At 52.5% G+C, this 5,838-nt stretch carries 1 protein-coding gene and 3 rRNA genes; all 4 read left to right on the forward strand.

Features of this window, described 5'->3' with window-relative positions; genetic code table 11:
- Positions 1-199 (forward strand): hypothetical protein (locus tag BAQU_RS10545; RefSeq protein WP_211277171.1); only part of this gene is annotated, 199 nt, incomplete at its 5' end.
- A gap of 191 nt (positions 200-390) precedes the next feature.
- Positions 391-1,913, forward strand: a 16S ribosomal RNA gene (locus BAQU_RS10195).
- 373 nt (positions 1,914-2,286) lie between these two features.
- A 23S ribosomal RNA gene (locus tag BAQU_RS10200) occupies positions 2,287-5,347 on the forward strand.
- Positions 5,348-5,517: 170 nt separating this feature from the next.
- Positions 5,518-5,634, forward strand: a 5S ribosomal RNA gene (gene rrf, locus BAQU_RS10205).
- Together the 16S, 23S and 5S rRNA genes form the textbook arrangement of a ribosomal RNA operon.
- Positions 5,635-5,838 lie beyond the last annotated feature (204 nt).

Consider the following 5,838-nt stretch of genomic DNA (forward strand, 5'->3'; position numbering starts at 1 on the left):
TGGAGCGATCTGGTGGTTGCTCTATATTGGCGAAAATCTGACACGCCGAGGGAGACGTTTATTTACAACGTCTCTCAGCTTTATTGTACCCACCAAGATGCAAAACCATCTAAAAGAGAGTAGGCTTGTACTTCGCTGCTCAACACGGCGGACTTCTCCAAGTGAGAGAACAAAGCTTGTTGGTGTGGTGGTGGTTTGAGAACTCAAAAGCGTATTTGTACTACTTTTTATAGTCAATTAATTGCCAGTTCGGCATGAGCCTGGGGCTTTGGTTCTGGGTGTCTGGGAGGACTTAATGATTGCCGATTTTTTTGTGTGGTTTGTTCTTTTTTGAACGAATCCGTCAATATGAATTATTTTTGAGAGTCGTTTTTGGCTCTTCATGATTTTTTTGTGGAGGGTTTGATTCTGGCTCAGGATGAATGCTGGCGGCGTGCTTAACACATGCAAGTCGAACGGGATCCGAGGCGCTTGCGTCTTGGTGAGAGTGGCGAACGGGTGAGTAATGCGTGACTAACCTGCCTCATACTCTGGAATAGCTCCTGGAAACGGGTGGTAATGCCGGATGTTCCGATTTTCCGCATGGATTTTCGGGAAAGTGTTAGCGGTATGAGATGGTGTCGCGTCCTATCAGCTTGTTGGTGAGGTAATGGCTCACCAAGGCTTTGACGGGTAGCCGGCCTGAGAGGGCGACCGGCCACATTGGGACTGAGATACGGCCCAGACTCCTACGGGAGGCAGCAGTGGGGAATATTGCACAATGGGGGAAACCCTGATGCAGCGACGCCGCGTGCGGGATGACGGCCTTCGGGTTGTAAACCGCTTTTAATTGGGAGCAAGCGAGAGTGAGTGTACCTTTTGAATAAGCACCGGCTAACTACGTGCCAGCAGCCGCGGTAATACGTAGGGTGCAAGCATTATCCGGAATTATTGGGCGTAAAGAGCTCGTAGGCGGTTTGTCACGCCTGGTGTGAAAGTCCATCGCTTAACGGTGGATCTGCGCCGGGTACGGGCAGGCTAGAGTGCAGTAGGGGAGACTGGAATTCCCGGTGTAACGGTGGAATGTGTAGATATCGGGAAGAACACCAATGGCGAAGGCAGGTCTCTGGGCTGTTACTGACGCTGAGGAGCGAAAGCATGGGGAGCGAACAGGATTAGATACCCTGGTAGTCCATGCCGTAAACGGTGGATGCTGGATGTGGGACCCATTCCACGGGTTCCGTGTCGGAGCTAACGCGTTAAGCATCCCGCCTGGGGAGTACGGCCGCAAGGCTAAAACTCAAAGAAATTGACGGGGGCCCGCACAAGCGGCGGAGCATGCGGATTAATTCGATGCAACGCGAAGAACCTTACCTAGGCTTGACATGTTTCGGACTGCTCCAGAGATGGGGTTTCCCTTCGGGGCCGATTCACAGGTGGTGCATGGTCGTCGTCAGCTCGTGTCGTGAGATGTTGGGTTAAGTCCCGCAACGAGCGCAACCCTTGCCTTGTGTTGCCAGCACGTTATGGTGGGAACTCACAAGGGACCGCCGGGGTTAACTCGGAGGAAGGTGGGGATGACGTCAGATCATCATGCCCCTTACGTCTAGGGCTTCACGCATGCTACAATGGCCGGTACAACGAGATGCGACATGGCGACATGAAGCCAATCTCTGAAAACCGGTCTCAGTTCGGATTGGAGCCTGCAACTCGGCTCCATGAAGGCGGAGTCGCTAGTAATCGCGAATCAGCAACGTCGCGGTGAATGCGTTCCCGGGCCTTGTACACACCGCCCGTCAAGTCATGAAAGTGGGTAGCACCCGAAGCCGGTGGCCTAACCTTTTTGGGGGGAACCGTCTAAGGTGAGACTCGTGATTGGGACTAAGTCGTAACAAGGTAGCCGTACCGGAAGGTGCGGCTGGATCACCTCCTTTCTACGGAGAATTTAGCTACGGTTTGTAGCGAACAAGCTTTTCGGGCCATCATGTTGGTGGTCGCGTGGGCATACTGGCGTGGAACGGTGATTGACTTTTTGTGCAAATATGCTTTTGGGCTCCCGGATTGCCACTCGGCGATTCGAGGCCTTCTGGTGGATGCTGTTGTTTTCAATGGTTGATGCTGGTTGTGTCGTGGTGGCTTGAGAACTGGATAGTGGACGCGAGCAAGCAGATTTTATTCTGTTTGCTGTATATTTCAGACCGAACTCCGTTTGGAGTTTGTGTCGATCGTTTGTGATCAATTAGTGTGATGATTTGTTGTCTAGGAATTTGCTAGTAAAGGCTTGCAGTAGGGCATATGTTGTTCGTATGTGTTGCTTGCAAGGGCATATGGTGGATGCCTTGGCAGATAGAACCGATGAAAGACGTATGAGGCTGCGATAAGCCTCGGGGAGCCGCCAACAGGGCTTTGATCCGAGGATTTCTGAATGTGGAAACACACCGCCCGTTATGGGGTGGTACCGCTTTATGCGGGGGGTACGCAGGGAAGTGAAACATCTCAGTACCTGCAGGAAAAGATATTCCGTGAGTAGTGGCGAGCGAAAGCGGATCAGGCTAAACCGAGTGCGCGTGATAGTTGTCAGGCGTTGCGCATTGGGTGTCGTGGGAAGATATGTCCAGTCGCTGACATGGCTGGCAACAGTGATAAAACAACGTGATATATGAACAGGATTGAAAACCTGGCCGAAGAGGGTGATGGCCCCGTAGTTGAAGCCGCGTTGTCTGTTGATTGTTTCTCCCAAGTAGTACGGAACTCGAGGAATTCCGTGCGAATCTGTCCAGACCGTTGGATAAGCCTAAATATTTCTATCTGACCGATAGCGTACAAGTACCGTGAGGGAAAGGTGAAAAGTACCCCGGGAGGGGAGTGAAATAGTTTCTGAAACCATGTGCTTACAAACCGTCGGAGCCTTTCGGGGTGACGGCGTGCCTATCGAAAAATGAGTCTGCGAGTCAGTGATATGTGGCGAGGTTAACCCGGGTGGGGGAACCGTAGCGAAAGCGAGTCTTAAAAGGCGTTTTAGTCGCATGTTCTGGACCCGAAGCGGGATGATCTAGCCCTGAGCAGGTTGAAGCGTGGGTAAGACTGCGTGGAGGACCGAACCCACTTAGGTTGAAAACTGAGGGGATGACTTAGGGTTAGGGGTGAAAGGCCAATCAAATTCCGTGATAGCTGGTTCTCTCCGAAATGCATTTAGGTGCAGCGTCGTTTGATTACTTCCAGGGGGTAGAGCTACTGGATGCTTGCGGGCCCGTATAGGGTACTAACAGCAACCAAACTCCGAATACCTGTGAAGTGTATTACGGCAGTGAGTCTGCGGGGGATAAGCTTCGTAGTCAAAAGGGAAACAGCCCAGATCGTCGTCTAAGGTCCCTAAGCGTGTGCTAAGTGGGAAAGGATGTGGAGTCGCATAGACAGCCAGGAGGTTGGCTTAGAAGCAGCCACCCTTGAAAGAGTGCGTAACAGCTCACTGGTCTAGTGGTTCCGCGCCGACAATGTAGCGGGGCTCAAGCACACCACCGAAGACGCGGCATTAGCCTTTATGGCTGATGGGTAGGAGAGCGTTCCGTATGGGGCGAAGCGGCGGGGGAACCCAGCCGTGGACTGTACGGAAGTGAGAATGCAGACATGAGTAGCGAAATGGGAGTGACAATCTCCCACGCTGGATGACTAAGGGTTCCAGGGCCACGTTCATCGTCCCTGGGTTAGTCGGGTCCTAAGGCGAGGCCGACAGGCGTAGTCGAATGGATGAAGGAGTTGATATTCTCCTACCGGCTTTGAATCGCCCAATCCGAGATTTGGAGTACTAAGGTCCTGTGTCGTTTGATGCAGCTTTCGGGCTGTGGATGATGTCATGGTTCCGATCTTTCCTTACAGTAGGACAGCACAGGAGTGACACAGAATGGTAGCCGACTGCGGAGGTGGTATTCCGTGGTTAAGCACGCAGGATGCCCGGTAGGTAAATCCGCTGGGTGTAAGTCCGAGGTGTGATGATGGGAGCTTTCTAGCTCGAATTCGGTGATCCAGGCTGTCAAGAAAAACTTCGGTGCTAGATTCAATGCCGCCCGTACCCTAAACCAACACAGGTGGTCAGGTAGAGAATACCAAAGCGATCGAGAGAATCCTGGTCAAGGAACTCGGCAAATTACTCCCGTGCCTTCGGTATAAGGGAGACCCGTCTCGGTGAACTTCTTCACGGAGTGAGCTGTAGCGGGTGGCACAGACCAGGGGGTAGCGACTGTTTACCAAAAACACAGGTGCATGCGAAGACGAAAGTCGCTGTATATGCACTGACGCCTGCCCGGTGCCGGAAGGTTAAGAGGATCCGTTAGCTTCGGCGAAGCGGTGAATTTAAGCCCCGGTAAACGGCGGTGGTAACTATAACCATCCTAAGGTAGCGAAATTCCTTGTCGGGTAAGTTCCGACCTGCACGAATGGCGTAACGACTTCCCCACTGTCTCGACCAGGAGCTCGGCGAAATTGCAGTACGAGTAAAGATGCTCGTTAAGCGCAGAAGGACGAAAAGACCCCGGGACCTTTACTATACCTTGGTATTGGTATTAGGTGCGAACTGTGTAGCATAGGCGGGAGACTTTGAAGCTTGGGCGCCAGCCTGAGTGGAGTCAACAATTGAAATACCGCTCTGTTCTCATTTGATATCTAACCTCGACGTGTTATCCACGTCAGGGACAGTGCCTGGCGGGTAGTTTAACTGGGGCGGTTGCCTCCTAAAGAGTAACGGAGGCGCTCAAAGGTTCCCTCAGCCCGGTTGGCAATCGGGTGTTGAGTGTAATTGCACAAGGGAGCTTGACTGTGAGACTGACAGGTCGAGCAGGGACGAAAGTCGGAAATAGTGATCCGGTGCCGGTGTACGGACGCGGCATCGCTCAACGGATAAAAGGTACCCCGGGGATAACAGGCTGATCATTCCCAAGAGTCCATATCGACGGGATGGTTTGGCACCTCGATGTCGGCTCGTCGCATCCTGGGGCTGTAGCAGGTCCCAAGGGTTCGGCTGTTCGCCGATTAAAGCGGCACGCGAGCTGGGTTCAGAACGTCGTGAGACAGTTTGGTCTCTATCCTCTGCGCTCGTTGGAATTTTGAGGAGTCCTGCCCATAGTACGAGAGGACCTGGGTGGACGAACCTCTGGTATGCCAGTTGTCGCGCCAGCGGCACGGCTGGTTAGCTACGTTCGGAAGGGATAACCGCTGAAAGCATCTAAGCGGGAAGCCTTCTCCAAGATAAGAATTCCGTGAAACCTTCGAGTTTCTGAAGACTCCATGTAGATTACATGGTTGATAGGCCGGATGTGGAAGACCCGTGAGGGTTGGAGCTGACCGGTACTAACAGTCGAAAGGCAATCATACTTCACTTATCTTTCATGGTGAGTGGATATGCAAGTCCTTCTAGTGAAGCATCTAGCAGCAAGGAGCACTTGTTGACTGTAAGCGATCATATGAAATAGTTAAGCGTCCACCATCCGGTTCCCAAGCAACCACAAGCCATGCACACGAGCGTGTGTGTGATAATTGAAGATTTGCGGTGACCATAGCCTAGGGGAAACGCCCAGTTCCATTCCGAACCTGGAAGCTAAGACCTAGCACGGCGATGGTACTGCACTCGTTAGGGTGTGGGAGAGTAGCACGTTGCCGCTATACACGATACAGAACCCTGGGTTCGAGCACAGCTCCCCAGGGTTCAACCACACCCACAACACCAAACAACACAGCCAGAGATTTCAGCGTCCACTGTTAGCGATGAAGCGAACATAATGTACCTTATCGGCTCAAGCGCTCAGTCTATCAATAACAACTGGGCATGCTGTGTTCCCGTTGGAGGTCTCTGAACCCAGCATGATA

Source organism: Bifidobacterium aquikefiri, from assembly GCF_002259795.1.
In the GTDB taxonomy this organism is placed as follows: Bacteria; Actinomycetota; Actinomycetes; order Actinomycetales; family Bifidobacteriaceae; genus Bombiscardovia; species Bombiscardovia aquikefiri.